Genomic DNA, 26,545 nt, shown 5'->3' on the forward strand with positions numbered 1-26,545 from the left:
CCCTGAAATTACAGCAATATGGTTGCCGCACGGGGATGTGAGTGGTATCCCGCGCCCATGACGACCGTCCCCATTTCCAACATCCGCAATTTCTCCATCGTCGCCCATATCGACCATGGCAAATCGACGCTGGCCGACCGTCTGATCCAGATGACCGGCGGCCTCTCCGACCGCGAAATGGCGGGCAAGGAGCAGGTGCTCGATTCCATGGACATCGAGCGCGAGCGCGGCATCACCATCAAGGCGCAGACGGTGCGCCTGCAGTACCGCGCCAAGGACGGCAAGGATTACATCTTCAACCTGATGGACACGCCCGGCCATGTCGACTTCGCCTACGAAGTCTCGCGGTCGCTGGCGGCCTGCGAAGGTTCCCTGCTGGTGGTCGACGCCAGCCAGGGCGTCGAGGCGCAGACGCTCGCCAACGTCTACCAGGCGCTCGACAACAATCACGAGATCGTCCCGGTCCTGAACAAGGTCGACCTTCCCGCGGCCGAGCCCGAGAAGATCAAGCAGCAGATCGAGGACGTCATCGGCATCGATGCCTCCGACGCGGTGATGATCTCGGCCAAGACCGGCCTCGGCGTCCCCGACGTGCTGGAAGCGATCGTCACCCGCCTGCCGCCGCCGAAGGGCGACCGCAATGCGACCTTGAAGGCGCTGCTGGTCGACAGCTGGTACGACGTCTATCTCGGCGTCGTCGTTCTCATCCGCGTCGTCGACGGCGTCATGAAAAAGGGCAGCCGCGTGCGCATGATGGGCACGGGCGCCGCCTATGACGTCGAGCGCGTCGGCTTCTTCACGCCGAAGATGCAGCAGGTCGACGAGCTCGGCCCCGGCGAGATCGGTTTCATCACCGCCGCGATCAAGGAAGTCGCCGACACCCGCGTCGGCGACACCATCACAGACGACAGGAAGCCGGTGACGGAGATGCTGCCGGGCTTCAAGCCGGCCATCCCGGTGGTGTTCTGCGGCCTGTTCCCGGTCGACGCCGACGATTTCGAAACGTTGCGCGGCGCCATGGGCAAGCTGCGCCTCAACGACGCCAGCTTCTCGTTCGAGATGGAAACCTCGGCCGCACTCGGCTTCGGCTTCCGCTGCGGCTTCCTCGGCCTGTTGCATCTGGAAATCATCCAGGAGCGGCTATCGCGCGAGTTCGATCTCAATCTGATCGCGACCGCGCCGAGCGTCATCTACAAGATGAAGCTCACCGACGGCACCGAGATCGAGATCCACAATCCCGTCGACATGCCCGACGTGGTCAAGATCGCCGAGATCCAGGAGCCCTGGATCGAGGCCACGATCATGACGCCCGACGAATATCTCGGCAGCGTCCTGAAACTGTGCCAGGACCGCCGCGGCTCGCAGAAGGAGCTGACCTATGTCGGCTCCCGCGCCATGGTGAAATACGATTTGCCGCTCAACGAGGTCGTGTTCGACTTCTACGACCGCCTCAAGTCGGTTTCCAAGGGCTACGCCTCGTTCGACTATCATCTCACCGACTACAAGCCGGCCGACCTCGTCAAGATGCAGATCCTCGTCAACAACGAGCCGGTCGACGCGCTCTCGATGCTGGTCCATCGCACCCGCGCGGAGGGACGCGGCCGCGCCATGGTCGAGAAGATGAAGGAGCTGATCCCGCCGCACATGTTCCAGATCCCGATCCAGGCGGCGATCGGCGGCAAGGTGATCGCGCGCGAGACCGTGCGCGCGCTGCGCAAGGACGTCACCGCAAAGTGCTACGGCGGCGACATCACGCGTAAGCGCAAGCTTCTGGAGAAGCAGAAGGAAGGCAAGAAGAAGATGCGGCAGTTCGGCAAGGTCGACATCCCGCAGGAAGCTTTCATTGCCGCGCTGAAGGTGGATAGCTGAGGCGGCGCTGGCTTTCACAGTCACATCAGCCGCCGTCATGCCCGGGCTCGTCCCGGGCATTTGCGTTTTGGTCGGGACCCGGCAAAACAAAAATATCGAAAACAACCCCATGCACAGTAGACGAGCGCTTGCTTGGATTGGGGTTTTCGATTTTTTCGAAATCAATTTGACCCATCGGGCAAAACAGTGGCATGATGGCATTGCGCAATTGCGCATCTGAGAATCCCTCGCACAGTAGGCAACAAGGAGAGATGGATCCCGGGTTCGCACCAAGTGGCGCGCCCCGGAATGACGACGGTTACGAAAACGCGTAGCCGCCAGCCTTGCCCTCTCCCGACTGATAGGCCACCATCCCCTCGCCCATCACCAACAAAACCAACAGCGCTGAGGAAACGCATGAGCAAGCCGTCACGCTTCGACTATGGCTGGGTCGTTGTCGCCGCAGGTGCGCTGATGACTTGTGTCGGGTTCGGCACGATGCTGTCGCTGGCGGTGTTTTTGCAGCCGATCTCGGAGGCGATGGGCTGGTCGCGCGCCGGGGTGTCGGCGGCGGCGACGCTGGATTTCCTCTTCATGGGATTTGCCGCGTTCCTGTGGGGCACGCTGTCGGACCGGTTCGGCACCCGCATCGTGGTTCTCGCGGGAAGCGTTCTGCTGGGGCTCGGCCTCGTCACTGCGAGCCAGGCGACAAGCCTGTGGCAATTCCAGCTGTGCTTCGGCGTGCTGATCGGGATCGCGGCCGGCAGCTTCTACGCGCCGATGATGGCGCTCGCCAGCGCGTGGATCGAGACCAACCGCAGCCTTGCGGTGGCGCTGGTCTCCGCCGGCATGGGCGTGTCGCCGGTGACGATCGCGCCGACCGCGAGCTGGCTGATCACGACCTATGACTGGCGCACCGCGATGCTGGTGATCGGCATCGCTGCGTGGGCGCTGCTGATCCCCGCCTGCTTCCTGGTGCGCCCGGCGCCGGCCCCGGCAGGCGGCACTGCAGCAGACGCAGCACCGGAGGTCGAGCTCACCGCGTCGCAGGCGCTGCGCACGCCGCAATTCATCGCGCTCGCCGCGGCGCATTTCGCCTGCTGCGCCGCGCATTCCGGCCCGATCTTCCACATGGTGTCCTATGCGATGGTCTGCGGCATCGCTCCGCTCACGGCGGTGGCGGTCTACAGCGTCGCCGGCGTCTCGGGCCTCGGCGGCCGCCTGCTGCTAGGCACCCTCGCCGACCGCATCGGCGCAAAGCCCGTGCTGGTCGGCGGCCTGCTCGTGCAGGCGATGTGCATCGCGACCTATCTTGCGGTCGCGCAACTCGGCGAGTTCTACGCGCTCTCGGTGGTGTTCGGCCTCGCCTATGGCGGGGTGATGCCGCTGTATGCGGTGCTGGTCCGCGAATTCTTCGGCGCGCGCATCATGGGGACCGTGTTCGGCGCGGTGTCGGCGTTTGCCAGCCTCGGCATGGCGCTCGGACCGTGGGCTGGCGGGCTCGTGTTCGACAATTTCCAGCGCTACACATGGCTGCATGTCGGCTCCTTCGCGATCGGCCTCGCCGCCGTCGCGGTGGCGCTGAGCTTCCCGACGAAGCGCAGACCATCGCTCGACCTGGGCCGCGCTGCGGCCTGACGAGGTGGCGCACCCGCCGTCTCCACTCACGGCACGGCCGGGCCCGTGATCGCAGCGGCCGGCGCCGGTTCGCGTGGTGCGCGGCGGCCGTTCAGCACCACGCCGACAATGGAAAAGCGCACCAACAGGTGATAGCTCGCCAGCATCGCGGGAAGTGCAACGGCAAGGATGATCGCGAACTTGACCGGCCCGGGCCAGCCGAGTTGCGACACCGCCACCTGCAGCGCCATGACGATCGGCATGTGGATCAAATAGAGCCAATAGGATGCGATCAGCAGGAACACGCCGCTCACCGCGCCGCGCAGCCCGAGATCGATGGCCGTGAGCCCCATCGCGTTCACACCCTGCACCATGCGCTTCCCCCCGAAGATCGCTTCTGACCCGAACCAAACCTATGGTGGGTCATCGAGTGACCGTTCCATGAGGATCGTGTTCATCGCCATAGGAGCTGTCGCGCACGGTCGCGTGACCGGCAATCGGCTTGTCGCGCAACCGAGCTCAATGCTACCATTGGTAGCATAATCGTCGCAAGCCGCCCGAGAGGACACGATGGACCAGCCGATCCGCGGCGATGCCCGCCGCGCTCCGATTGCCGCCAGCACGCAGGCGCCGGCCGCGCTGACGCCCGAGCACGCGCCGTTGAGTGAGATCATCGACGCCTTGGCCGGTGGGCAGCTCACCGCCAGCGCGCTGGCCGAACTTTATGTCGCGCGCATCGAGGCCTGCGACCGCAACGGCCCCGCGCTCAATTCGGTCCGCGCGCTCAATCTCGATGCGCGCGCGATCGCGGCCGAGCTGGACGACATCAAGCCATCGGTCGGGCGACCCCTGGCCGGCGTGCCGATATTGTTGAAGGACAACATCGCCACCGGCGACCAGCAGCCGACCACGGCAGGCTCGCTGGCGCTGGAAGGCGCGCGCGCCAGGGACGACGCGACCCTCGTCAAGCTGCTGCGCGACGCCGGCGCGGTGATCCTCGGCAAGACCAACCTGACGGAGTTCGCCAACATGCTCGCAGTCGACATGCCCTCGGGCTATTCGTCGCTGGGCGGTCAGGTGAAGAACCCTTACGCGCCGGCGCCGGCGGACGAACACGGCATCCCGGTCGTGCAGCCAGGCGGATCGAGCTCGGGGTCGGCGGTCGCGGTGGCGGCCGGCCTGTGTGCGGCGTCGATCGGCACCGAGACCTCGGGCTCGTTGCTTTTCCCCGCCAGCCAGAATGGTCTCGTCACCGTGAAGCCGACGGTCGGACTGATCAGCCGCGCCGGCATCCTGCCGCTCGCGCACAGTCAGGACACCGCGGGGCCGATGACGCGCACCGTCCGCGACGCGGCGCTGCTGTTGAACGTGCTGGCCGCCAGGGACCCGCGCGATCCGGCGACACAAAAGCAGCGGCGGCCCCTCGACTTCACGGCGGGCCTTGCCGCCGACGCTATCAAGGGCGCGCGCATCGGCGTGCCGAGCGACCCCGCCGATCCCTTGAACGATTGCTATTACGGCAAGCTGCCGCCCGACTGGGTCAAGGTGATGATCGAGACGATCAAGGTGCTGGAGGATCTCGGCGCCGTCATCGTACGCGCCAACATGCCGACGCTGGGCTGGATCGGCGGGCCGGGCACGACCATGGCCGTGCTCAACCGCAATCCGCTGAGCGCGCACAAGGGCACCATCGCGAGGCCGCCGGTCGTCTTCCTCTACGAGCTGAAGCACGATCTAAACCTCTATTTGAGGGATTGGGCGACCGGCACCGACATCAAGACCATCAGCGACATCGTGGCCTTCAACGAAGCGAACGCGGGTACGGCGTTGCGCTTCGGTCAGGACCATTTCCTGGCCGCTGATTTGACCAGGGGCGATTTGAGTGAGCGCGAGTACAAGTCGGCGCGTGCCATGGACCTGCTCTCGGCCAAGACGCGCGGCATGGACGCCTACATGAACCAGCACAAGCTCGACGCTGTGCTGTTCGCCGGCGCCACGGGCGCCGCGATTGCCGCCAAGGCAGGCTATCCCAGCGTCATGGTGCCGGGCGGCTTCGTCTCGGGGACGGTCGACGGCAAGGACACGCCAGACTATCCGCTCGGCGTCGCCTTCGCAGGGAGAGCCTGGAGCGAGCACAAGCTGCTGCGGCTGGCCTATGCGTTCGAACAGGCAACGCGCGCCCGCAAGCCGCCGCCGGGGCTCAATTCACCGCTCGCAGCGCGGCCGTGAAGGCGGCGAGATCGGTTCGTGCCGTCTCGTCCGGTGCCCATCTCGGAAGGTCGGCAAGTTGCTCGATCACGCGGGCCCGATCCTGCGGCAGCAGGAAGCTCGCCCAGACCTCGCGCGTGTCGCGGATGGCGGCGGCGACCAGACGCGCGTTGGCGGATTTGCCCGCGCCCTGAATCGCCGCGCAGACCGTGCCCAGGATGAATTCGGCGGCGCTCCGGCGGAAGCCCGTAAATCCCTCCTGGCGGATGCGGGTGCGCTGCTCCGGCGCGAGGCTCGCCATGAACAGCTCGCCCGCAACCGCCTCGCGCGCCATGCCGCGGATGACAAAGTTCATCGCCGCCGCGTACTGGTCGCCATAGTCGGTCATGTTGCGCTGAATCATCGCAAGATCGGGCTGCGCCCCCGGCTTCGCACCATAAAGCGCGAACAGCTTGTAGGTCGCGTTGGCGGCGTCCATCCAGTCCATCAGCCAGCTCATGTCGCTCGCCTTCGCCGGCGGCAGCGCGTCCAGGGCCTCGACATTGAAGACGCGGCCGAGCAGCGCGCTGGTCTCCGGCCGGGTCAGGTCAGGTCGCTCTCCCTTTTTCGCCACGCCTTCGACATAGGCCCGGAACATCCGCGCGGCCTCGCCCGCGGCGGCGGCATCACGAGCGCGGTCCTGCGCCAACGCCGGCGAAGCGAGCGCGAGCAGGACGATGAGGATTCTGACGATCGGCATGGGCAACCTCAACCGGCGCGCTACGCGGCGCGACGTTCGCGACGATGGCGGTTGTTGGTCGCGAGGCGCGCCGTCAAGGTTCACGGCTCGGCCCTCACGCCTCGCGCGCGGAGATCGCCGCACCTTGATCCTCCCCGTCAAATAGACCACCATCCCGTCCTCACCGCTCACGACAGAAGGGGCGAGGACACGCGAATGTCGGAGCTTCCCGGATCTGATCTCGTCGAACGTGCCCGCGCCATCGCGCCGCTGATCGCGCGCGAAGCGGACGAGATCGAGCGGACGCGGCGGCTGACGCCTTCCGTGGTCTCGGCGCTGATCGAGAACGGATTCTATCGCGCCCTCCTCCCGCGGAGCCTTGGCGGTGCGGAAGTCTCCATCGAAACCTTCATGCAGATGCTGGAGGAGATCGCCAAGGCCGATGCGTCCACGGCCTGGTGTCTCGGCCAGTGCAGCGTCTGCGCGATGATCGCGGCCTCGCTCGATCGCGATGCCGCGCAGGAGATCTTCAACACCGCGCCCGGTATCCTGGCGTGGGGCGCGATCGCGCATGAGGCGCGCGCGGTCGCGGGCGGCTATCGCGTCACGGCGCGGTGGGATTTCGCCTCGGGCTCGCGGCAGGCGAATTGGCTCGGGGCGCATGTGCGCATCGTCGGGACTGACGGCACACCGCGCAGGAATGCCGATGGCTCGCCGGAAGTGCGCACGATCCTGTTTCCGGTTGCGAACGCGACGTTGCACGACGTGTGGCAGGCGATCGGGCTCGCCGGCACCGGCACCGATTCCTACGAGGTGAGCGACCTCTTCATCCCCGAGCGCTTCACGGCGTTTCGCGACGTGCCGGCCGCGTTGCGTGAGCCGGGCCCGCTCTACAGGATCGGCACCGGCGCTGCCTTCAGCCTCGGCTTCGGCGCGGTGTCGCTCGGCGTGGCACGCGCGACGCTGGATGCAGCGATTGCACTTGCGCGCGAAAAGCGCCCCTCGCTGGCGGCCGCCGCGATGCGCGACAACGACGCAGTCCAGGGCCTGATCGGCCGCACCGAGGGCGATTTGCGCGCCGCGCGCGCCTATCTCTATGCGACCGCGACCGCGATGTGGCGCGAGCTGTCCGCGACGGGCGAGTTCAGCGCCGCGCATCGCAGCGCGGTGCGACTGGCCGCGACCTGGACCATCCATCAATCGACAAAGGTGGTCGACACCGCCTATCACATGGCCGGGGCGACGGCGGTGTTTCGCAGCAACCCGTTCGAGCGCCGGTTTCGCGACATGCACGCCATCGCCCAGCAGATCCAGGCGCGGGATAGCCATTACGAAGATGTGGGGAAGGCAATCCTGTCAACGCCCGAGCCGTGATCCGCTTGTCGGCTCAAGCTCGGTGCGCGCCGAGCGGCGGCGGCCGATCGCGGACACGGTGGCTGGATCCATGGGGTTGCTCAACGCATTTTGATCACACCCTTCGGCAGCCTAAGGTAGCGTCTCACAACAGCATGAATCTGCAGGACACGCCCAGACAAGAGGGAGGTGATATGCGCCGGATTCCAACCCTGATCGGTACGATCCTCTTCACGTTGGTCATGGCGGCGTCCGCCTCTGCGGAAAAGGTCTATTACCTTCACGACCCCGGCGGAAACACCGCCGCGCATATCTACACCTACACACACGTCAACGCAGAATATGATCGCGTGGTGATCGACGGTCGCTGCAAGTCGTCTTGCACAACGGTCCTGGGGGTCGTTCCCCTCGACAAGATCTGCATTGCCCCGAGCGGCTATTTCATGTTTCACGCCGCGCATCACGGCGACCGCAGCATCAACCCCGGCGAGACTCAGTTGATGATGTCGTCCTATGCGCCCGCGGTGCGGGACTGGGTGATGAAGCACCACGCGCTCGAACAGGTGGACCCGTACACGTACCTATACGCCCGGAATGTGACGTTCATCCGCCACTGTCGCCGGTAGCCCCGCCAACCTGGAAGCGGACGCTCCAAGAGCTACGCCACCAGCGCGGCGTCCTCGCCGTCGATGCCGCGCTGCGCGGCCAGCAGGCTGATGATCTCCGCGTTGGGCCGGGCCTTGCTGAACAGAAAGCCCTGGCCTTCGTCGCAGCCCTCGGTGCGGAGGCAGCTGAGCTCGGCTTCGGTCTCGACGCCCTCGGCGGTGATGATGACCCCGAGGCCCTTGCCGAGGCTGACGATGGAGCGGATGATCGCCTGGGCCTCGCGGTTGGCGCCGAGATCGCGCACGAAGGACTGGTCGATCTTGATCTTGTCGAACGGAAAACTGCGCAAATAGCTGAGGCTGGAATAGCCGGTGCCGAAATCGTCCATCGAGATGCGCACCCCGAGCGCGCGCAGCGCATGCAGCGTCGCCAGCACCTGCGCGCTCTTCTCCAGCAGCAGCGTCTCGGTGATCTCGAGTTCGAGCCGCCGCGGCGGCAGGCCGGAATGCCTCAGCGCGTCCGTCACGATCGAAAGCAGATTGCCGCTGCGGAACTGCAGCGGCGATAGGTTGACCGCGACGCGAACGTCGTCCGGCCAGGTCGCAGCGTCCAGGCACGCTCGGCGCAGCATCAGACCGCCGAGCGGATTGATCAGGCCGGTATCCTCGGCGACTGGAATGAACTCGGCCGGCGAGACCATGCCGCGCTCGACATGCGGCCAGCGCACCAGCGCCTCGAAGCCGGTGATGCGGCCGCTCTGCAGGTCGATCAGCGGCTGGTAATAGGGGCGCAGCACGTCGTTCTGGATCGCGTCGCGCAGCTCGACCTCGATCTTGCGGCGGCTCTGCGCCCTGGCGTCGAGTGCGGCCTCGAAGAAGGCGAAGCTGCCGCGCGCGTCCAGCTTGGCGCGCGACAGCGCCATGTCGGCGCTCTTGAGCAGCTTTTCGGAATCATCGCCGTCGCCGGGCGCCATCGCGATGCCGATCGAGGCGCCGATCACCACGGAATGGCCGTCGAGCAGATAGGGATCGGCGATCGCCGCAAGCAGACGTTTTGCCAGCATCACCGCGTCCTCGGGACGCGTCAGGCCGCTCTGCACGATCGCGAATTCGTCGGAGTTGAGCCGCGCCAGCGCGTCTTCTTCGCGCAGCGTCGAGCGCAGCCGCTTGGCGACGCCGCGCAGCAGCTTGTCGCCGACCGCATGTCCCAGCGTGTCGTTGACCGACTTGAAACTGTCGAGCCCCAGCATCAGCAGCGCGACCTTGTCGGTGCTGCGCCGCGTATGCAGCAGCATCTCGTCGACCTGCTGGCGCAGCAGGCTGCGGTTGGGCAGGCCGGTCAAGCCGTCGTGCTGGGCCATGAAGGCGAGCCGCGCCTCGGCGCGCTTGCGTTCGGTGATGTCCATCAGCGCGAGCAGCACCGCCGGCCGCTCGGCATAGGTCAATTCGCGGGAATAGATCGCAAGGTCGATCAGCGCGCCGTCGGCCTTGACGTGCTTCCAGGTGCGGCCGGCCTGCTCCGCGCCGGTCGGATCAGCGGTCCAGGGCGGCTCGCTGTCGAAGGCCTGCAGCGAGCGGATCTTCAACCGCTCGAACTCGGCGCGGCTGTAACCGTAATGCGCGACCGCGGCGTCGTTGACGCCGAGGATGCGCTCGTCGTCCAGCGCGCAGACGATCATGGGAACGGGATTGCCGTCGAACAGCAGGCGGAACGAGGCCTCGCGCTGCTTCAACTCGGTGATGTCGACGCGAAGGCCGACGACGCCGCCGTCGTCGGTCAGGCGCTCGTCGATCAGGATGACGCGGCCGTCCGACAGCTTCTGCTCGTGGCGTGCGCCGGGCTGATAGAGCCTTTGCAGGCGCTCGGCGATCCACTCGTCCTCGTGGCCGATGGCCTCGGGGTAATCGCCGCGGGCGACGCCGATGCGCAGCGTATCTTCGAGACGCGCGCCCTCTTCGAACAGATCGGCGGTCTTGCTGTAGATCTCTGCGTACTTCTTGTTCCAGAGGACGTAGCGGCCCTCGGCGTCGAGAAACACGATGCCCTGCGGCAGTATGTCGACGGCCTGGCGCAGGCGCTCATGGGATTTGCGCGCGTCCGCGATCGCGGCTTCCGCCTCGGCGCGGCTGCGCAGGACTTCATCGCGTTCCGAATGGGCTCGCGGCGCGCGCGCGAAGCGCGGCTTGCGCGGCGATTGGCCGGCCCGGGCAAGCACGCTTTGCTTTCGCTTTCCTGTTTTTCGAGACCCCAAACCCAACTTCACTCGTCCCAGTCGCGCCCAACGGCGCAAGTTTTGGGGCAAGTGTCTGAAAAAAAAGTAATCTTGGGTGGCCCGGCCGGCCGTGGCCGCGCCTTGCGGCAACCCTAAACCGGATCGATTTGCCTGTTTGAGAGGCGCAGCAGCGTCACGGGGCGCGGCAAACCTGTTGCCTCGCCGCTAGCGGAGAAAGACGCGACGCAAATATGCGCGCTATTCATGATTCAATTCCGAAAATGCATCGGCTTGCATGCCGCCGGAAAACGGTCCGCGCTCCGCGCATGAATTTTGGTCAATACAGGATACGGTTATCGCAGTGTTAAGAATCCGGCTGGCCCCGCAAAAAACTACGACTTTTGGACGACCTTGTTGGATATGGGGATCGACATGCCGGGCGCGCCTTCGCAATGGGGCAACGGCCGTCAAGACGCCGTGAGATCGTCCGCCGCAGCATAGCCCGATTCTTAACCCCGACGCCGTGTTGGGCTATAAGGGCTGCGCATGAGTCCCCGCCATTTCGCCCCTCTCCTGCTCGTCATGACGCTCCTGGCCGCCGGCGGCGCGCTGGCCCAGGACAAGGGTAGCGTCAACCCGAAGCCGCTGCCGCCGCTGGCCAATCCCAACGACCCCGATCTCGCCGCCAAGGAGCTGTTCGCGCGCAAGCTGCTGCCGTCGAAGGGGGCGGCCCATGTCATCGGCTCCTACACCAAGGGCTGCATCGGCGGCGCCGAGCAGATGCCGCTCAACGGCGACAATTGGCAGGTGATGCGGCTGTCGCGCAACCGCAGCTACGGCCACCCCGAGATTATCGCGCTGATCAAGCGGCTCGCGGCCAAAGCGCGCAAGGACGCGGGATGGCCGGGCATCCTGGTCGGTGACATCGCCCAGCCGCGCGGCGGGCCGGCGCTGTCGGGCCATGCCAGCCACCAGATCGGCCTCGATGCCGACATCTGGCTGACGCCGATGCCGGACCGCCGCCTCTCGCGCGAGGAACGCGAGGACATGTCGGCGGTGATGATGGTGCGCCACGACCGGCTCGACATCGATCCAAAAGTGTTCACACCTGGCCATGTGCTGGTGCTGCGCGACGCGGCGCGGGAGCCTGCGGTGCAGCGCATCTTCGTCAACGCCGCGATCAAGAAGGCGCTGTGCCGCGAGGCCAAGGGCGACCGCGCCTGGCTGTCGAAGATCCGGCCCTGGTGGGGCCACGACTACCACTTCCACATTCGCATGCGTTGCCCGGCGGGCGCCGGCGAATGCGAGGGCCAGCCGTCGCAGGCCGAAGACGAAGGCTGCAAGCCCGCCGATCTCGCTTATTGGTTCTCCGACGCGGTGCTGCACCCCAAGCCGCCGCCGGAGCCGCCGAAGCCGAAACCGCCGATGACGCTGGCGCAGATGCCGGCGGCGTGCAAGGCGGTGCTGCATGGGGCGGATGCAAAGCCGTAGTTTGTGCAGATGGGGGCAAGCTAACGCCAATCCACGGCTGTCGTCCCTGCGAAAGCAGGGACCCATAACCACAGGAGTTAGTTGGCACGAAGCAGGTCACTCCGAGTCCCCGTAACCACACTCGCCTGTGGCTATGGGTCCCGGATCGGCGCTCCGCTTTGGACAAGGCTACGCCTCGTCCAAAGCTGCGCTTGTCCGGGACGACAGCGGTGATTGCGGCGCGGCTGTCGGGATGACGAACTCGTTGGTTGGTTCATAACAGCCAAATGCGCTAGGATGACCTCGCCGCTCAGCCGTAAGCCCGCGGCATCTCCGGGACGCGCATCCCGTCGAACAAGCCTGACCGCAAGCCTCGCGCCGCTCGCGCGGCCAACGATGGGATTTCACATGCGCGTCCTCGCCGTCCTCGCTGCGCTCTCGTTCAGCGCGACCTCCGCTCTCGCCGCTGAAGAACCGAGCGGCTGCGACAAGTTCAAATGGCCGATCGAGCGCGAGCGCGCCGCGCTCACCGCGCCGGACCGCACAACGCTCGCATCGGGCAGCGAGCAGGCGAGCTTGCCCTCCTCGGCCATCACGCTGGGATTGGTTGCCCCAAGCGAGGCAAAACTGCCGACGCAGCCGGAGCGCGCGCCCAAGGACGGCAGCTTTGCCGGCTTCACCAGCGTCACGTCCGCCACGGCCGGGCTTTACACGATCAGCCTGTCCGCCGGCGCCTGGATCGACGTGATCCAGGAAGGGCATGTCCTCAAGCCCGTGGCCTTTAGCGGTGCGACCGATTGCAGCGGCATCCGCAAGACCGTGAAATACGAGCTGTCGGCGCAGCCTTTCGTCCTGCAGGTCAGCGGCGCCAGGGACAATTCGGTCTCGATCGCGATCCTGCCGGCGCAATAGGCCCGTTTAACCGGACAAACGGTCACCCTTTGACCTCAGGCGCCAGCCTGCTATCTTCGCAATTGCGATATCCCTGCCGGCCGTAAGCCGCAAGCCGGGCCCGTGGAGCAGCGCTTCCACCCGTCGCGACCTGACCCACCAACGCCAGACCTGTGCGTGCATCTTGCGCGCGCGGACTCGCACGGAGCGCTCCCATGTTACGCATTTGTCGACTTTTCACCGCCCTCGTGATCCTCGCAAGCGCGAGCCTTTCGCAGGCCGCCGCCGAGGACAAGACCATCACCGTTTTCGCAGCAGCATCGATGAAGAACGCGCTCGACGAGATCGACGCCGCCTACACCGCCAAGTCCGGCGTCAAGTTCTCGGTCAGCTATGCCGCGAGCTCGGTGCTGGCGAGGCAGATCGAGCAAGGCGCGCCGGCCGACGTGTTCGTCTCCGCCCACACCGACTGGATGGACTACGCGATCTCCAGGAAGACCATCAACGAGGCTTCCAGAGTCAATCTGCTCGGCAACAGCATCGTGCTGATTGCGCCGAAGGATTCCAAGATCGACAATGTCACCATCGCGCAAGGTTTCGACCTCGCCAAGCTCGCCGGTGACGGCAGGATCGCGACCGGCGACGTCAAGTCCGTACCCGTCGGCAAATACGCCAAGGCGGCGCTGGAGAAGCTCGGCGCATGGCAGGCCGCCGAGCCGAAATTCGCGATGGCCGAGAGTGTGCGCGCCGCGCTGACGCTGGTGGCGCGCGGCGAGGCCAACCTCGGCATCGTCTATGCCACCGACGCCAAGGTCGAGCCCGGCGTCAAGATCGTCGGCACATTCCCGGCGGAGTCGCATCCCGCGATCATCTATCCGGTCGCCGCGACCACGACGGCGAAGGACGGGACCAGCGACTATCTCGCCTTCCTGCGCTCCTCGGCCGCCAAGACCATTCTGGAAAAATACGGCTTCAAGTTCCTGGTCAGCCCGACAATCTGATAATCACCACTTGATGTCAGACATCTCTCCCGCCGAATGGACCGCGATCCTGCTCTCGCTCAGGGTCGCGATCATCGCAACGCTGGTGGCGACGCCATTCGGCATCGCGCTGGCGTGGCTGCTGGCGCGGCGCGATTTCTGGGGCAAGTCGATGCTCGACGCCGTCGTGCATCTGCCGCTGGTGCTGCCGCCTGTCGTCACCGGCTATCTGCTGCTGCTGACGTTCGGCCGCCGCGGCCTCGTCGGCGGCTTCCTCGCCGATTATCTCGGCATCGTCTTCTCGTTCCGCTGGACCGGCGCCGCGCTGGCCTGCGGGGTGATGTCGTTTCCACTGCTGGTGCGGCCGATGCGGCTGTCGATCGAGGCGATCGATCGCCGGCTCGAGCAGGCCGCCGAGACGCTCGGCGCCGCGCCCTGGAAAGTGTTCTTCACGGTGACGCTGCCGTTGGCGCTGCCGGGAGTGCTCGCCGGCATGGTGCTCGGCTTTGCCAAGGCGATCGGCGAGTTCGGCGCCACCATCACCTTCGTCTCCAACATTCCCGGCGAGACCCAGACGATCTCGTCTGCGATCTATTCGCTGATCCAGACGCCTGATGGCGATGCTGCGGCCGGCCGGCTCGTGATCGTCTCGATCGTGCTGGCGCTGGGCGCGCTGATCGCCGCCGAATGGTTCGCCCGCCGCGCCACTGCGCGCCTGCACGGGAATTGACCATGCTGCGCGTCGATGTCGAAAAACAACTCGGTGAATTCTCGCTTCAAGCATCCTTCACGGGCGAGGGCCGCGTCATCGGCCTGTTCGGCGCGTCGGGCTCCGGCAAGACATCGCTGGTCAACATGATCGCGGGGCTGCTGCGGCCGGACCGCGGCACCATCGTGCTCGACGGCGAAACCGTCGACGACACTGCGGCCGGCATCCATGTCCCGGCCTGGCGCCGCCGCATCGGCTACGTATTCCAGGACGCGCGGCTCTTCCCGCATCTCAACGTCGCGCAGAATCTCGACTATGGACGGCAGATGAACCGCCTGGCGCCGGATCCGGCGCAGCACAAGCGCGTCATCGATCTGCTCGATATCGGCACCCTGCAGGGCCGCCGCCCCGGAAAGCTCTCCGGCGGCGAGCGCCAGCGCGTCGCGCTCGGACGCGCGCTGCTGGCAAAACCGCGCCTGCTGCTGCTCGACGAACCGCTCGGCGCGCTCGACGAGGGCCGCAAGCTGGAGATCCTGCCCTATCTGGTGCGGCTGCGCGACGAGGCCAATGTTCCCATGGTCTATGTCAGCCACGACGCCGCCGAGCTGCGCCAGCTCGCGACGCAGATCGTGATGCTGAAACAGGGGCGGGTGACGAGTTTTGGCGGAGTGAAGGTGCTGGCGTGAGGGCGTGGGTGCGGCATATGTGGAGCCGTGCTGGCGCAACACTCACCGCTGTCGTCCCGGCAAACGCCGGGACCCATACCGCGTGATTTATCGAGGATTTGCGGTGCGAATACCGGCGAATAAAGACTAACTGCAAGTCTTCGCCAAACTCCTCCCTGTGGTTATGGGTCCCGGCATTCGCCGGGACGACATCGGAGATTGGCGAGAGGACAGAACGCTTCCCTAAACCCCCGCCACCGAGGTCCACACATCCGCGAGCCTGCGCCGCAGCGCCTGCCTACGCGTCAGCGGTGCGGGCGTTTCGTCTTCTTCCGGCAGGCGCAGGCCGACGACGTTGACGCGGCCGCCGGAGATGCTGCGCGCGACCAGCACGATCTCGTCCAGTGGCAGCTCGGCGCCCTCTTTCGGGGCGCGGTCGAGATGGACGTCGAAATAATCGGCCAGCGTCAGCTTGCTCTCGTCCTCGCCGACCTTGACGCCGTAGATCTCGGCAAGCTCGGCCAGCGTGTGCTCGCCGGAGACCATGAAGTCGCCGAGCAGATGCGGATCGGGCGCCGAGCTCGGCTGCATGTCGACAAAGAATCGATCGAGCGACTCGGCCTTTTCCGGCGGCGCGAGCAGGTAGATGTAGTCGCCGGGCGCGATCGGATCGGCTTCCGTCGGCGTCAAAATGTTCTCGTTGCGGATCACCAGCGTCGGCTTGGACCAGGACGGGATCAGGCCGCGACGGAAATACAGGCTCTTGGGCCGCACCGGATAGCCGACCAGCTGCTGCTCGAGCTGGCCGGGCAGGTCCAGCTCGACACGCCGAGGACCGCGCTCGGCGCGCGGCAGAGCGACATGCAGCTTGCGCGCGGCGGGGGCCAGCGTCCAGCCTTGCAAGAGCAGCGAGATGATGACGACGACGAAGGCGACGTCGAAATAGAGATAGGCCTTGGACAGGCCGACCAGCATCGGGATCGAGGCCAGGAAGATCGCGACGGCACCGCGCAGGCCGGTCCAGGCGATGAATATCTTTTCGCGCCAGTTGAAGCGGAACGGCGCCAGGCACACGAATACCGCGATCGGTCGCGCCACCAGCATCAGCACGAAGGCGACCCCGACCGCCGGCAGCACGCTGGCCCCTAACCGGCTCGGCGAGACCAGCAGGCCGAGCAGCACGAACATCACGATCTGCGCGAGCCAGGTCGCCGCATCGAGGAAAGCCACTACCGAATTGTGCGCGCGGGTCGGCCGGTTGCCGATGATGATGCCGGCCAGATACACCGCAAGGAAGCCGGAGGCGTGCATGATCTGCGAGCCGCCGAAGATCACCAGCGCCGCAGTCGTCACGAACGGCGCGTGCAGACCCTGCGGCAGCGCGACCTTGTTGAGCGCGATGACGACGAGCCGACCGCCGAAGACGCCGACCACGGCACCCAGCACCGCCTCCTGGATGAACTCCATCGCCACATGGCTTGCGGAGCTCGATCCCAGCGAGATGTATTCGACCAGCATCAAAGTGAGGAAGATTGCGAAAGGATCGTTGGTGCCGGATTCGGCCTCCAGCGTCGCGCCGACGCGCGGGCGCAGGCGCAGGCCCTGGGTGTGCACCAGCAGGAAGACCGCGGCGGCGTCGGTCGAGGCGACCACGGCGCCGACCAGCAGCGACTCCGTCCAGTTGAGGTCGAGCGCGTATTTGGCGAACGGCGCCGTGATCAGCGCGGTCAAGAGCACGCCGACGGTCGCGAGCACCACGGACGGCGCGAGCACGGTACGGATGCTGGCAAAGCGCGTCCGCAGGCCACCGTCGAACAGGATCAGGGCCAGCGCCACAGAGCCGACCAGATAGGTGGTGCGAACGTCGTCGAACTGGAGCCGGCCGGGGCCGGAATCGCCCGCGAGCATGCCGATCACAAGGAAGACGAGCAGCAAGGGCGCTCCGAAGCGCAGCGCAAGCAGGCTCGACAGGATACCGGCCATCACGAGGACGGAGCCGAGCAATATGGCGATGCTGACGGAGTCGAGGGAGGCCATCCACCTTCCGGGTAAAAACAGCTGGAATTGCATCCTTATCGTCGGCAGACTCGCGCGCCAACCCATTTTCTTCCGCTCGCGGCAATCTGCCCGCGTTTTGCGGCCTTAACGCGCTTCACTTAGCGGTGTATCGATGGCCCGGCCGCGCCCGTTGTGGGATTCTGCGGCTCGCTCGAATCGATTCCTCCCTACTTGCCGACGAGACCGATGGACATGGACCTCAAGGACTTCATGGAGTTCGTGCAGACCACCGCGCGCAGCGTCGGGGCGGAAATCTCGTCGCCCTGGTTCTACCTGCAATTCGGCCTCATTCTCGCTGCGGCCGGCATCGCCTATGCCGCGGAGACCGGCGTGCGCAACCGGGTCGACATGACCGCGCTGACGATGCGCTGGCCGCTGCCGCTCCGGCACTTTGCCCGGGTGATGCTCTCCAGCGCCTCGACGGCGGTGTTCACCCTGCTCGTGATCGTCTCGCGCGTGGTGATGTACCACGCGACTTGGCCGAGCCGCTCCTATCTGCTGATGGTCGCCGCCAAGCTGGGCTTCGCCTGGCTCGTGATCCGGCTGGTGACCTCGGTGCTGCGCAATGCGTTCATCGTCCGCCTGGTGTCGATCACGGCGTGGCTTCTCGCCGCGCTCTCAATCCTCGGCCAGCTCGATACGACGGTCGACTTGCTCGATTCCTACGCGATCGTGCTCGGCGGCCTCAGGCTGACCCCGCTGCTGGTCCTCAAGGCCGGCGCGCTCCTGCTGATCGCGCTGTGGCTCACCAACATCGCGAGCAATTTCGCCGAGAGCCGGATCAACGCAACCACCGACCTGACGCCGTCGGTGCAGGTGCTGCTGGTCAAGATCATCCGCATCGGGCTCCTTGCCGTCGCAATCGTCATTGCGCTCGGCGCGGTCGGCATCGACCTGTCGGCGCTCGCGGTGTTCTCCGGTGCGGTCGGCGTCGGCATCGGTATCGGCCTGCAGAAGATCGTCGCCAACTTCATCTCGGGCATCATCCTGCTCGCCGACAAATCGGTGAAGCCCGGCGACCTCGTCACCATCGGCGACAATACCGGCCGCATCAGCGCGATGAAGACGCGTTATATTTCCGTCGCCGCCGGCGACGGCCGCGAATTCCTGGTGCCGAACGAGGATCTGGTGACGCAGAAGGTCGTCAACTGGACCTATACCGACAAGAACACGCTGGTGAAGATCGCCTTCGGCACCAATTACGACGCCGACCCCCGCCTGGTCACCAAGCTCGCCGCCGAGACCGCCGCCGCCCATCCGCGCGCGACCAAGGGCAAGCCGCCGAACTCCATCCTGACCGAGTTCGCGGAAGCCGGGATGAAGTTTTCGCTGACGTTCTGGATCGCGGACCCCGACGGCATGGACAACGTCAAGAGCGACGTGATGCTGGCGCTGTGGGACGCCTTCAAGCGCGAGGGCATCCGGGTTCCCTACCCCGTCCGCGAAATCCGCATCCGCGGCGGCGCGCTGCCGGTGGAAACTACCGTAGAAGTCCCGAATTAGGCCCGCTTTCGGGCGCAAGAGGCGGCAAGATCCTCATTTTGACGCGGTTTCTTCACACGAACCGGTAGCCACTTCGCTCGAAAACGCTCTGCCTTGGCTTGCGCGAAGGCCCGCAATCATTAAATTGGGGCCTGAAATCAAGACTTTCCGCCGATATCGAGCCCACCTCAGAAGATTGCGCCCGCATGAGCTACGTCGAAGCCTCCGATACCTCCCTGCGCAAGACCGGACAGATCAAGCTGCATGGGCCGAGTGCCTTTGCCGGCATGCGCAAGGCGGGCGCGCTGGTGGCGAAGTGCCTCGACGAGCTCACCGACATCGTCGGGCCCGGCGTGCCGACCGAGCGCATCGACGAATTCGTCCGCGACTTCGCCTTCAGCAACAATGCCTATCCGGCGACGCTGATGTATCGCGGCTATCGCTACTCGACCTGCACCTCGCTCAACCACGTGGTCTGCCATGGCATGCCCGGCGACCGCCCGCTGAAGGAAGGCGACATCGTCAACATCGACGTCACCTTCATCGTCGACGGCTGGTATGGCGATTCCAGCCGGATGTATGCGGTCGGCCCGATCGCCCGCAAGGCCGAGCGGCTGATCGAGGTGACGTATGAAGCGACGATGCGCGGTATCGCCGCGGTGAAGCCCGGCGCCACCACCGGCGACATCGGCCACGCCATCCAGAGCTTCGTCGAGCCGCAGGGCATGAGCGTGGTGCGCGATTTCTGCGGCCATGGCCTCGGGCGCATGTTCCACGACGAGCCGAACATCATCCATATCGGCCGGCCCGGCGAGGGCGTGCAGCTCAAGCCTGGCATGTTCTTCACCATCGAGCCGATGATCAATCTCGGCAAGCCGCATGTGAAGATCCTCTCCGACGGCTGGACCGCCGTCACCCGCGACCGTTCGCTGTCGGCGCAGTTCGAGCACTCCGTCGGCGTCACCGCTGATGGGGTCGAGATTTTTACGCTGTCAGAGCGGCACGGCGAGAAGCAGATCGGATAAGCCCGGCGCGTCTCCTATCGCCGACGGCGAAATGACGATGGCGCTCTCTTGTAGGTCGCGACGAAGGCGTCGTTGAAGCGGCGCACACTGCCGAAGCCGGCCGCAAACGCAATCTCCGCCAAGTTCATCCCGGTCTGGTCGATCAGCCGCTTGGCTTCCTGCACGCGCCGGGTTGCCGCGATCTCGCTGGGGCTCGCGCCGGCGTGGCGCATGAACAGGCGCAGCAGATGACGCGGCCCGACGCCAAGGGCCTCCGCAAGCTCCGTCATCGACGCCCGATCCAGGAAACCGTCATGGATCAGCCGCATGCCGCGCGCCACGGTGGTGGCCGTTCCCATCCAGGCCGGAGAGCCCGGCGCCGTTTCCGGCCGGCAGCGCAGACACGGGCGGAAGCCGGCCCGCTCGGCCGCCGCCGCGGTCGCATAGAAGGTGACGTTCTCCGAACGCGCCGGGCGAACCGGACAGACCGGCCGGCAATAGATGCGCGTCGAGCGCACCCCGGAGAAGAACAGCCCGTCGAATGCGCGCGCACGCGCCAGGCGCGCCCGATCGCAGGTGTCCCAGTCGAGATGCGGTGGCAGCGTTTGCCGGTGTCCCGAGCCTGTCGCCATGGCAGAAGACTAACGTTCGCATGGCGAGCCGAGTAGCTGAAATCGGCCTCGACCGGGTGATGAGGTCCGAATTCAGCCAGCCTGCAGCGCCGCTCCGGATCATGGTGCCGATCGCTTCAGGAGCAGATTGCATGAGCGCACAGCCGCAACAGACGACGTCACCACAAACCGGTCTCGCATTCGAGATCGGGCTCCTGCTGCTGCTCTCGCTGATCTGGGGCAGCTCATTCACGCTCATCAAGATCACGGTCCCGACGATCCCACCCGTCACGATGGTTGCCGTGCGGGTGACGATCGCGGCCATTCTCCTGATCGTGCTCGCAGCCTCGCAGGGACACGCCCTGCCCCGCCACGGATCGGTGTGGGCGGCGTTCGCCGTGCAAGGGCTGTTGCAGAGCGCGCTGCCCTTCGCCCTGATCAGTTGGGGCGAGATGCATATCGCAAGCGGTCTTGCCGGCGTGCTCAACGCGACCCCGCCTATGTTCGTGCTGATGATCGCGTTGATGACCGGGCGCGGACGTCAGGCGATCAGCGGCCCGAAGATCCTCGGCGTTGCGCTCGGACTTGCGGGCGTTGCCGTGACGATGGGCGCCGACGCGCTATCGGGGATCGGCACGGCCAACCCGCTGGCGCAGATGGCGGTGCTCGGCGCCAGCCTCTGCTACGCGCTCGCGCCGATCTGGGGACAGCGGTTCGCGGGCCTCCCCGCAATCGTCACGGCGGCCGGCGCGATGAGCTGCGCCGCGCTTCTCATGCTCCCGGCCGCCGCCGCTCTCGAACAGCCGTGGACGCTGGCGCCGCCGCCCGCGCAGGCGATCGCGGCGGTGGCCGCTCTCGCGGTGGTCTGCACCGCCTTCGCGATGGTGATCTTTTTCCGGTTGATCCACACGCTCGGCCCGCTCGGCACGACCAGCGGCAGCTATCTGCGCGCAGGATTCGCGGTGGTGCTCGGCACCGCCATTCTCGGCGAGAACTTGACTTGGTCCAGCCTTGCCGGAATGACGCTCATTCTCGCCGGGGTGGTGACGGTCACGGCGCCCGCTCTCAGGAAATCGGCCGGCGCGACGGCGCGCAATTGACGGTTGCAAAAACAGAGGTCCCCGGCGATGCTGGCGGCCGATGCCCGCCAAAGCCGATCACGACAAGAGCAAGCCTGAGGACGCGCCGCATTATCTCGGCCATCGCGAGCGGCTGCGCGAGCGCTTCTACAATGCCGGCGCGGATGCGCTGAGCGATTACGAACTCCTGGAGATGGCGCTGTTTCCGGCGCTGCCGCGGCGCGACACGAAACCTCTGGCCAAGACGCTGATCAAGACCTTCGGCTCGTTCGCCGAGGTCGTGCACGCCCCGGTGGCGCGCTTGCGCGAGGTTGACGGCATCGGCGGTGCCGCGATCAACCAGCTCAAGCTGATCGCGGCCGCCGCGAGCCGCGTGACCAAGGGCGAGGTCAACAGCCGCAACGCGCTGTCGTCCTGGAACGAGGTGATCGATTATTGCCGCTCCAGCATGGCCTTTGCCGACAAGGAGCAATTTCGCCTGCTGTTTCTCGACAAGCGCAACCAGCTCATCGCCGACGAGGTGCAGCAGACCGGCACCGTCGACCACACCCCGGTCTATCCGCGTGAGGTGATCAAGCGCGCGCTGGAATTATCGGCGACCGCGCTGATCCTGGTGCACAACCACCCCTCCGGTGATCCCTCGCCCTCGCAGGCGGATATCCAGATGACGAAGGCGATCATCGACATCGCCAAGCCGCTCGGGATTGCCGTGCACGATCACATCATCGTCGGCAAGAGCGGACATGCCAGCCTGCGCGGGATGCGGTTGATCTAGGGCGAGACAACCGGCCGTCACGATGCGCGCTGCGGCCGCTCGCCTAGAACTCGCCGATCGCTCAGTAGCAATACCTGTGATCGACCCGGACGTAGTAGCCGTCCGGGCGCTGCATGTAGCAGCCGCGCTGATAGGCGTAGTAGCCGGAGCGGCGGCGCTCGCCTTCGGAGGCGATCGCGGCGCCCGTGCCGGCACCGACGACGGCGCCGATGGCAGCACCGCGGCCTCCGCCGAGCGCACCACCGAGGATCGCCCCGCCGACGCCGCCGATGATCGCGCCGCCGATGGCATCCTGGGCCGCCGCCTCATGCACCGGCACCGCCATCGCAACCGTCAGACACACCGCCATTCCAACAGCTCGCAGCATCCCGAATCCTCCCGATTGACGCCGCCAGTCATAGCGCTCGGAGCGGCGCCGGACCAGACCAATTGTCGCAGCCGGCGCGGGATCTCAGGCCGAAGATTACGGTTCGACCCAGCGCTGCACGGCCTCGACGGTATCGGCGGGCGTGGTGTTGAAGCAGATCGCAGCATCAGGCGCCAGGCGGTGGACGAGGTTGAGCACCTTCTCGAACAGCACGAGGCGCTCCTTCGGCTCGCGCAGGCCGGCGCCGATCACGACGCAGTCGAAGCGCTCGTCGCGCAGCGCCGCCGTGACGCCGGCTTCCGCGGTGGCGTCGAGATCGATCAGGCAGCTCGTGACCTCGAAGCCGAGATCGCGCAGACGCAACAGCTGCGCCTCGATGTAGGTTCGCACGAGCTCCGGCGTGAGCTGCGGGAATGCGCTGTAGTCGGCACTGCCGGGTTCGATGCCGATCGCGAGGACGCGCTTGGCCATGCCGGACCTCCCAAGGAAATCACCTCTTCCGTCAACGAGATGCCCGGTCTGCAGGTTCCGCCTTCGCGTGGCGCCATTCGGCGGCAACGAATGTCGGGCCGCCTATTGCCGCAGCATGATCAGGGGATCGGCGGTATCGGGGACGCGCCGCCATTGCGCATTGTCGTCGGCTTCGAACTGCCAGACGTTGCCCGATCTCGACATCAGGATGATCTGGCCGCGCTCGAGCCGCCATTGCGTCGGGTTGAACTGCGCGATGGCCGCGTCGCATTTCGGCTTGAGGAAGACCTGGAAATTGTCCTGGCCGGCTTCGGTGTTGGTCAGCGTCAGCCCGCAGACCGGCTGGCCGTTGCCGCGCACCATCGACCAGTCGCCGATCATCTGGTCCATCGACTTGGCCATCGAGCGTGCGGCGGCGAGATCCTGCAGGATGTAGACGCCCTCGCCCTGGCGCAGGCCTTCGAAGATGCCGGCCTCGACCTCGGTGAAGTCGATCACGGCTTCACCGGTCGCATCCTGCAGACGGACGATGTCGAGGCCCCTGACGCTCCAGGCGACGATGTCCTTGGTGAAGGGCAGCGCCGCCTTGCAGGCCGGCTCCAGCTCGAGCTTGAAGCCTTGCCCCGCGGCATCGCCCTTCATCGTGACGACGCAGGTCTTGCTGCGCTCGGTGGTCGAGAGCTCCCACTGCCCGAGCATCGATTTCTTCAGGGTCGTCGTATCCTGCGCATGCGCGATGCCGATCGCGGCCAAGGAGGCCGCGACGGCGAATGCAACGACCCGAAGACTTCGCATCAGCGCCCCTTGAATGGCGTTTCGGCCACCGGCGTCAACGGCGCCTTGCCTGAGAACCATGACTTGAGGTTGTCGACCACGAGCTGGTCCATCGCGTTGCGCGTCACCACCGAGGCCGAGCCGATATGCGGGAGCAGCACGACGTTCTGCATGGTCTTGAGCTCGTCCGGCACAGTCGGCTCGGCCGCGAACACGTCGAGGCCGGCGGCCAGGATGGTGCCGGACTTGAGCGCCTGCACAAGCGCCGGCTCGTCGACCACCGAGCCGCGCGCGACGTTGACCAGCACGCCACGCGGGCCGAGTGCCTTGAGCACCTCGGCATTGATCATCTTGTTGGTCGAGGCGCCGCCGGGCACGATCACCATCAGCGTGTCCACCGCCTTCGCCATCTCGATCAGATCAGGATAGTGCTTGTAGGAGACGTCCTTGGACGGATTGCGCGAGTGGTAGACCACCGGCACCAGCGAGGCATCGAGCCGGCGCGCGATGGCCTGGCCGATCCGGCCCATGCCGACGATGCCGACCTTGCGGTCGCGCAGCGAGCCGACGCTGAGCGGATAGTTCTGCGTCTGCCAGAGCCCGGAGCGCACGTAGCGGTCGGCCTTGATGAACTCGCGCAAGGTGGAGATCAGCAGGCCCATCGCGACGTCGGCGACCTCCTCGGTCAGCACGTCGGGCGTGTTGGTGACGATGATGCCGTGCTCGGCCGCGTATTTGGCGTCGATATGGTCGTAGCCGACGCCGAAGCTTGCCACCATCTCGATCTTGGGCAGCTGCGACAGCGAACCCTTGTCGGCACGGACGGTGTGATAGGTCACGGCCACGCCGCGGATCTTCTCGCGGATCGCCGGCGTCAGCCGTTCGAGGTCGCCGTGCGTCTCGGCCTTGTGCACGACGAAATGGTCGGAAAACCCGTTCTCGAGGATCGGCCGCACCGGCCCATAAATCAGAAGGTCGATCTTTTCGGACGAAATCGAACCGGCAGCCATCAGTTTTCCTTTCCAAGCGCGCTCTCATGCCAGCGCCGTAAAACGAGGTGGGAAACTACCGCCAGCACCCCATAGATGACAATCCCGGCCAGCGACAACAAAAGCAGCGCTGCGAACATGCGGGGTATGTTCAATCGATAGCCCGACTCGGCGATCCTGTAGGCGAGCCCGGAGCCCGCACCGGCCGTTCCGGCCGCAATCTCGGCCACGACCGCGCCGATCAGCGACAGACCGCCTGCGATGCGCAGGCCCCCGAGAATATAGGGCAACGCCGCGGGCAGCTTGAGAAAGCGCAGTGTCTGCGGCTTTGAGGCGCCATAGAGCTGGAACAGGCCGGCGAGGTTGCGATCGACCGAATTGAGCCCGAGCGTGGTGTTGGACAGCACCGGGAAAAAGGCGACGATGAAGGCACAAACCACGACGGCGGTTTGCTGCTCCAGGTAGATCAGCAAGAGTGGCGCGATCGCGATGACCGGGGTGACCTGGAGGACGATGGCATAGGGGAACAGCGAATACTCCACCCATTTCGACTGGTTGAACAACAGCGCCAGCGCGATGCCGCCGATGCTGGCCGCGGCAAAACCTTCGAGCGTGGTCAAAAGCGTGGTGGCAAGCGATTGTGACAGCACCGCCCAGTCCTTGATCAGAGTCAGGACGATGACGGAGGGCGCCGGCAGCACGTAAGGCGGGATGTCCTTGATGCGGACCATGAGTTCCCAGGCGAGGATGCCGGCCGCGAACACGATGACGGGAAGCACGAAGCGCATCGCGCGTTGCGCGCCTCGCGGTTTTGCGGTGACGGCAGCTTGCGCGCTCATAGCGTCGACTGCCCCGAATAAGACGGGGCCAGCGCGGCCGACACCTTCCGGCAATAATCGGAATAGGCGGCGGAGGTGCGAAACGTCTCGCTGCGCGGCTCGACCGTCTCGATGCGGATGTCGGCCTGGATGCGGCCGGGCCGCGCCGTCATGACCACCACGCGCTGCGACAGATAGACGGATTCGAACACCGAATGGGTGACGAAGATGACGGTCTTGCCGAGGCTGCGCCACAGCGCGAGCAGATCATTGTTGAGGCGAAAGCGCGTGATCTCGTCGAGCGCGGCGAACGGCTCATCCATCAGAAGGATATCCGGATCGGTGACGAGCGCGCGCGCCAGCGACACCCGCATCTTCATGCCGCCGGAGAGTTCGCGCGGAAAGGCATCGGCGAAATCGGCGAGCCCGACGCTCGCCAGCGCCGCATCGGCACGGCCGCGCGCCTCCGCCTTCGGCACGCCGGCGAGCTTCAGCGGCAGCCGTACATTCTCGCGCACGCTGGTCCAGGGCATCAAGGTCGGCTCCTGAAACACGAAGCCGATACCGTGCCCCGGCAGCACCTCGCCCTCGTGACGCGCCACCCGCACGATGCCTGACGACGGCGCGCTGAGCTCCGCGATCAAACACAACACCGTCGACTTGCCGCAACCGGACGGACCCAGCAGCGAGATGAACTCGCCCTTGCGGACAGTGAGGTCGAACGGGCCGAGCGCCATGACGCCATTGTCATAGGTCTTCGTCACGCCGCGCAGGCTGACGGCGAGATGCGTCAGGCCGGCGTCGGCCGCGGACGAGGTTTTGCCTGATGACATCGAGCTA

At 66.0% G+C, this 26,545-nt stretch carries 26 protein-coding genes; 14 read left to right on the forward strand and 12 right to left on the reverse strand.

What is annotated here, in order from left to right; genetic code table 11:
• Positions 1-57: 57 nt before the first annotated feature.
• A complete protein-coding gene (gene lepA / locus RAD04_RS19090) occupies positions 58-1,869 on the forward strand; it encodes a translation elongation factor 4 (protein ID WP_026201664.1) in 1,812 nt (603 codons plus the stop codon).
• A 25-nt stretch (positions 1,870-1,894) separates the two neighbouring features.
• Here the strand turns inward: lepA and RAD04_RS19095 are convergent, their stop codons facing one another.
• Positions 1,895-2,077: a hypothetical protein gene (locus RAD04_RS19095; RefSeq protein ID WP_461624971.1), complete on the reverse strand. Its 183-nt coding sequence runs from the start codon at positions 2,075-2,077 to the stop codon at positions 1,895-1,897.
• A gap of 188 nt (positions 2,078-2,265) precedes the next feature.
• Between RAD04_RS19095 and RAD04_RS19100 the strand changes: the two genes are divergently transcribed.
• On the forward strand, positions 2,266-3,486 hold the full coding sequence (locus tag RAD04_RS19100; protein ID WP_461624972.1) for an MFS transporter: 1,221 nt from the start codon (positions 2,266-2,268) through the stop codon (positions 3,484-3,486).
• A gap of 26 nt (positions 3,487-3,512) precedes the next feature.
• Here RAD04_RS19100 and RAD04_RS19105 read toward each other — a convergent pair whose 3' ends face one another.
• Complete coding sequence (locus RAD04_RS19105) at positions 3,513-3,839, reverse strand: hypothetical protein (RefSeq protein ID WP_461624973.1); 327 nt, start codon at positions 3,837-3,839, stop codon at positions 3,513-3,515.
• Between the two features lie 196 nt (positions 3,840-4,035).
• Here RAD04_RS19105 and RAD04_RS19110 point away from each other — a divergent pair, with 196 nt between their 5' ends.
• Positions 4,036-5,694 carry an amidase family protein gene (locus tag RAD04_RS19110; RefSeq protein WP_461624974.1) on the forward strand — a complete coding sequence of 553 codons (1,659 nt, stop codon included), beginning with the start codon at positions 4,036-4,038 and terminating at the stop codon, positions 5,692-5,694.
• Here RAD04_RS19110 and RAD04_RS19115 read toward each other — a convergent pair.
• Entirely contained in the window at positions 5,666-6,412 is a 747-nt protein-coding gene (locus RAD04_RS19115; RefSeq protein ID WP_461624975.1) for a hypothetical protein, read from the reverse strand. The two genes, RAD04_RS19110 and RAD04_RS19115, sit on opposite strands and share 29 nt — an antisense overlap.
• 195 nt (positions 6,413-6,607) lie before the next feature.
• Here RAD04_RS19115 and RAD04_RS19120 point away from each other — a divergent pair, with 195 nt between their 5' ends.
• Entirely contained in the window at positions 6,608-7,765 is a 1,158-nt protein-coding gene (locus tag RAD04_RS19120; RefSeq protein ID WP_461624976.1) for an acyl-CoA dehydrogenase family protein, read from the forward strand.
• Between the two features lie 173 nt (positions 7,766-7,938).
• A complete protein-coding gene (locus RAD04_RS19125; RefSeq protein WP_018316399.1) occupies positions 7,939-8,370 on the forward strand; it encodes a hypothetical protein in 432 nt (143 codons plus the stop codon).
• Between the two features lie 32 nt (positions 8,371-8,402).
• Here RAD04_RS19125 and RAD04_RS19130 read toward each other — a convergent pair whose 3' ends face one another.
• On the reverse strand, positions 8,403-10,565 hold the full coding sequence (locus RAD04_RS19130) for a putative bifunctional diguanylate cyclase/phosphodiesterase (RefSeq protein WP_461624977.1): 2,163 nt from the start codon (positions 10,563-10,565) through the stop codon (positions 8,403-8,405).
• Positions 10,566-11,108: 543 nt separating this feature from the next.
• On the opposite strand from RAD04_RS19130, the gene mepA reads away from it, so the two are divergent.
• From mepA to modC, 5 genes are all read left to right on the forward strand, one after another.
• Complete coding sequence (gene mepA / locus RAD04_RS19135) at positions 11,109-12,053, forward strand: penicillin-insensitive murein endopeptidase (RefSeq protein ID WP_461624978.1); 945 nt, start codon at positions 11,109-11,111, stop codon at positions 12,051-12,053.
• 387 nt (positions 12,054-12,440) lie between these two features.
• Positions 12,441-12,944 (forward strand): hypothetical protein, encoded by a 504-nt coding sequence (locus tag RAD04_RS19140; RefSeq protein WP_461624979.1) that lies wholly within the window; start codon positions 12,441-12,443, stop codon positions 12,942-12,944.
• 194 nt (positions 12,945-13,138) lie between these two features.
• Positions 13,139-13,924, forward strand: coding sequence for a molybdate ABC transporter substrate-binding protein (gene modA / locus RAD04_RS19145; RefSeq protein WP_461624980.1), 786 nt, complete (start codon positions 13,139-13,141; stop codon positions 13,922-13,924).
• Positions 13,925-13,937: 13 nt separating this feature from the next.
• Entirely contained in the window at positions 13,938-14,633 is a 696-nt protein-coding gene (modB, locus tag RAD04_RS19150) for a molybdate ABC transporter permease subunit (RefSeq protein ID WP_461624981.1), read from the forward strand.
• Between the two features lie 2 nt (positions 14,634-14,635).
• Positions 14,636-15,298: a molybdenum ABC transporter ATP-binding protein gene (gene modC / locus RAD04_RS19155; RefSeq protein ID WP_461624982.1), complete on the forward strand. Its 663-nt coding sequence runs from the start codon at positions 14,636-14,638 to the stop codon at positions 15,296-15,298.
• Positions 15,299-15,520: 222 nt separating this feature from the next.
• Here modC and RAD04_RS19160 read toward each other — a convergent pair whose 3' ends face one another.
• A complete protein-coding gene (locus RAD04_RS19160) occupies positions 15,521-17,314 on the reverse strand; it encodes a potassium/proton antiporter (protein WP_461624983.1) in 1,794 nt (597 codons plus the stop codon).
• Between the two features lie 207 nt (positions 17,315-17,521).
• Between RAD04_RS19160 and RAD04_RS19165 the strand changes: the two genes are divergently transcribed.
• Positions 17,522-18,838, forward strand: coding sequence for a mechanosensitive ion channel family protein (locus RAD04_RS19165; protein ID WP_461624984.1), 1,317 nt, complete (start codon positions 17,522-17,524; stop codon positions 18,836-18,838).
• Between the two features lie 185 nt (positions 18,839-19,023).
• A complete protein-coding gene (gene map, locus RAD04_RS19170) occupies positions 19,024-19,842 on the forward strand; it encodes a type I methionyl aminopeptidase (RefSeq protein WP_461624985.1) in 819 nt (272 codons plus the stop codon).
• A 14-nt stretch (positions 19,843-19,856) separates the two neighbouring features.
• Here map and RAD04_RS19175 read toward each other — a convergent pair whose 3' ends face one another.
• On the reverse strand, positions 19,857-20,453 hold the full coding sequence (locus tag RAD04_RS19175; protein ID WP_461624986.1) for a bifunctional transcriptional activator/DNA repair enzyme AdaA: 597 nt from the start codon (positions 20,451-20,453) through the stop codon (positions 19,857-19,859).
• 131 nt (positions 20,454-20,584) lie between these two features.
• Between RAD04_RS19175 and RAD04_RS19180 the strand changes: the two genes are divergently transcribed.
• On the forward strand, positions 20,585-21,532 hold the full coding sequence (locus RAD04_RS19180; protein ID WP_461624987.1) for a DMT family transporter: 948 nt from the start codon (positions 20,585-20,587) through the stop codon (positions 21,530-21,532).
• Positions 21,533-21,572: 40 nt separating this feature from the next.
• Positions 21,573-22,286, forward strand: a complete 714-nt coding sequence (gene radC / locus RAD04_RS19185) for a RadC family protein (protein WP_461624988.1) — start codon at positions 21,573-21,575, stop codon at positions 22,284-22,286.
• 61 nt (positions 22,287-22,347) lie between these two features.
• On the opposite strand, the gene RAD04_RS19190 is transcribed toward radC, so the two are convergent.
• The 6 genes from RAD04_RS19190 to RAD04_RS19215 form a co-directional block, all read right to left on the reverse strand.
• Complete coding sequence (locus tag RAD04_RS19190) at positions 22,348-22,653, reverse strand: hypothetical protein (RefSeq protein ID WP_026201668.1); 306 nt, start codon at positions 22,651-22,653, stop codon at positions 22,348-22,350.
• 96 nt (positions 22,654-22,749) lie between these two features.
• A complete protein-coding gene (locus RAD04_RS19195) occupies positions 22,750-23,124 on the reverse strand; it encodes a hypothetical protein (RefSeq protein WP_461624989.1) in 375 nt (124 codons plus the stop codon).
• Positions 23,125-23,226: 102 nt separating this feature from the next.
• Complete coding sequence (locus RAD04_RS19200; RefSeq protein WP_461624990.1) at positions 23,227-23,919, reverse strand: AprI/Inh family metalloprotease inhibitor; 693 nt, start codon at positions 23,917-23,919, stop codon at positions 23,227-23,229.
• Positions 23,919-24,908: a 2-hydroxyacid dehydrogenase gene (locus tag RAD04_RS19205; RefSeq protein WP_461624991.1), complete on the reverse strand. Its 990-nt coding sequence runs from the start codon at positions 24,906-24,908 to the stop codon at positions 23,919-23,921. Before RAD04_RS19205 ends, RAD04_RS19200 begins: the two co-directional genes overlap by 1 nt.
• Positions 24,908-25,726, reverse strand: coding sequence for an ABC transporter permease (locus RAD04_RS19210; RefSeq protein WP_091959822.1), 819 nt, complete (start codon positions 25,724-25,726; stop codon positions 24,908-24,910). Before RAD04_RS19210 ends, RAD04_RS19205 begins: the two co-directional genes overlap by 1 nt.
• Complete coding sequence (locus tag RAD04_RS19215) at positions 25,723-26,538, reverse strand: ABC transporter ATP-binding protein (RefSeq protein WP_461624992.1); 816 nt, start codon at positions 26,536-26,538, stop codon at positions 25,723-25,725. The genes RAD04_RS19210 and RAD04_RS19215 overlap by 4 nt, the downstream gene beginning before the upstream one ends.
• Positions 26,539-26,545 lie beyond the last annotated feature (7 nt).

The organism is Bradyrhizobium sp. 25ACV (genome assembly GCF_054863005.1).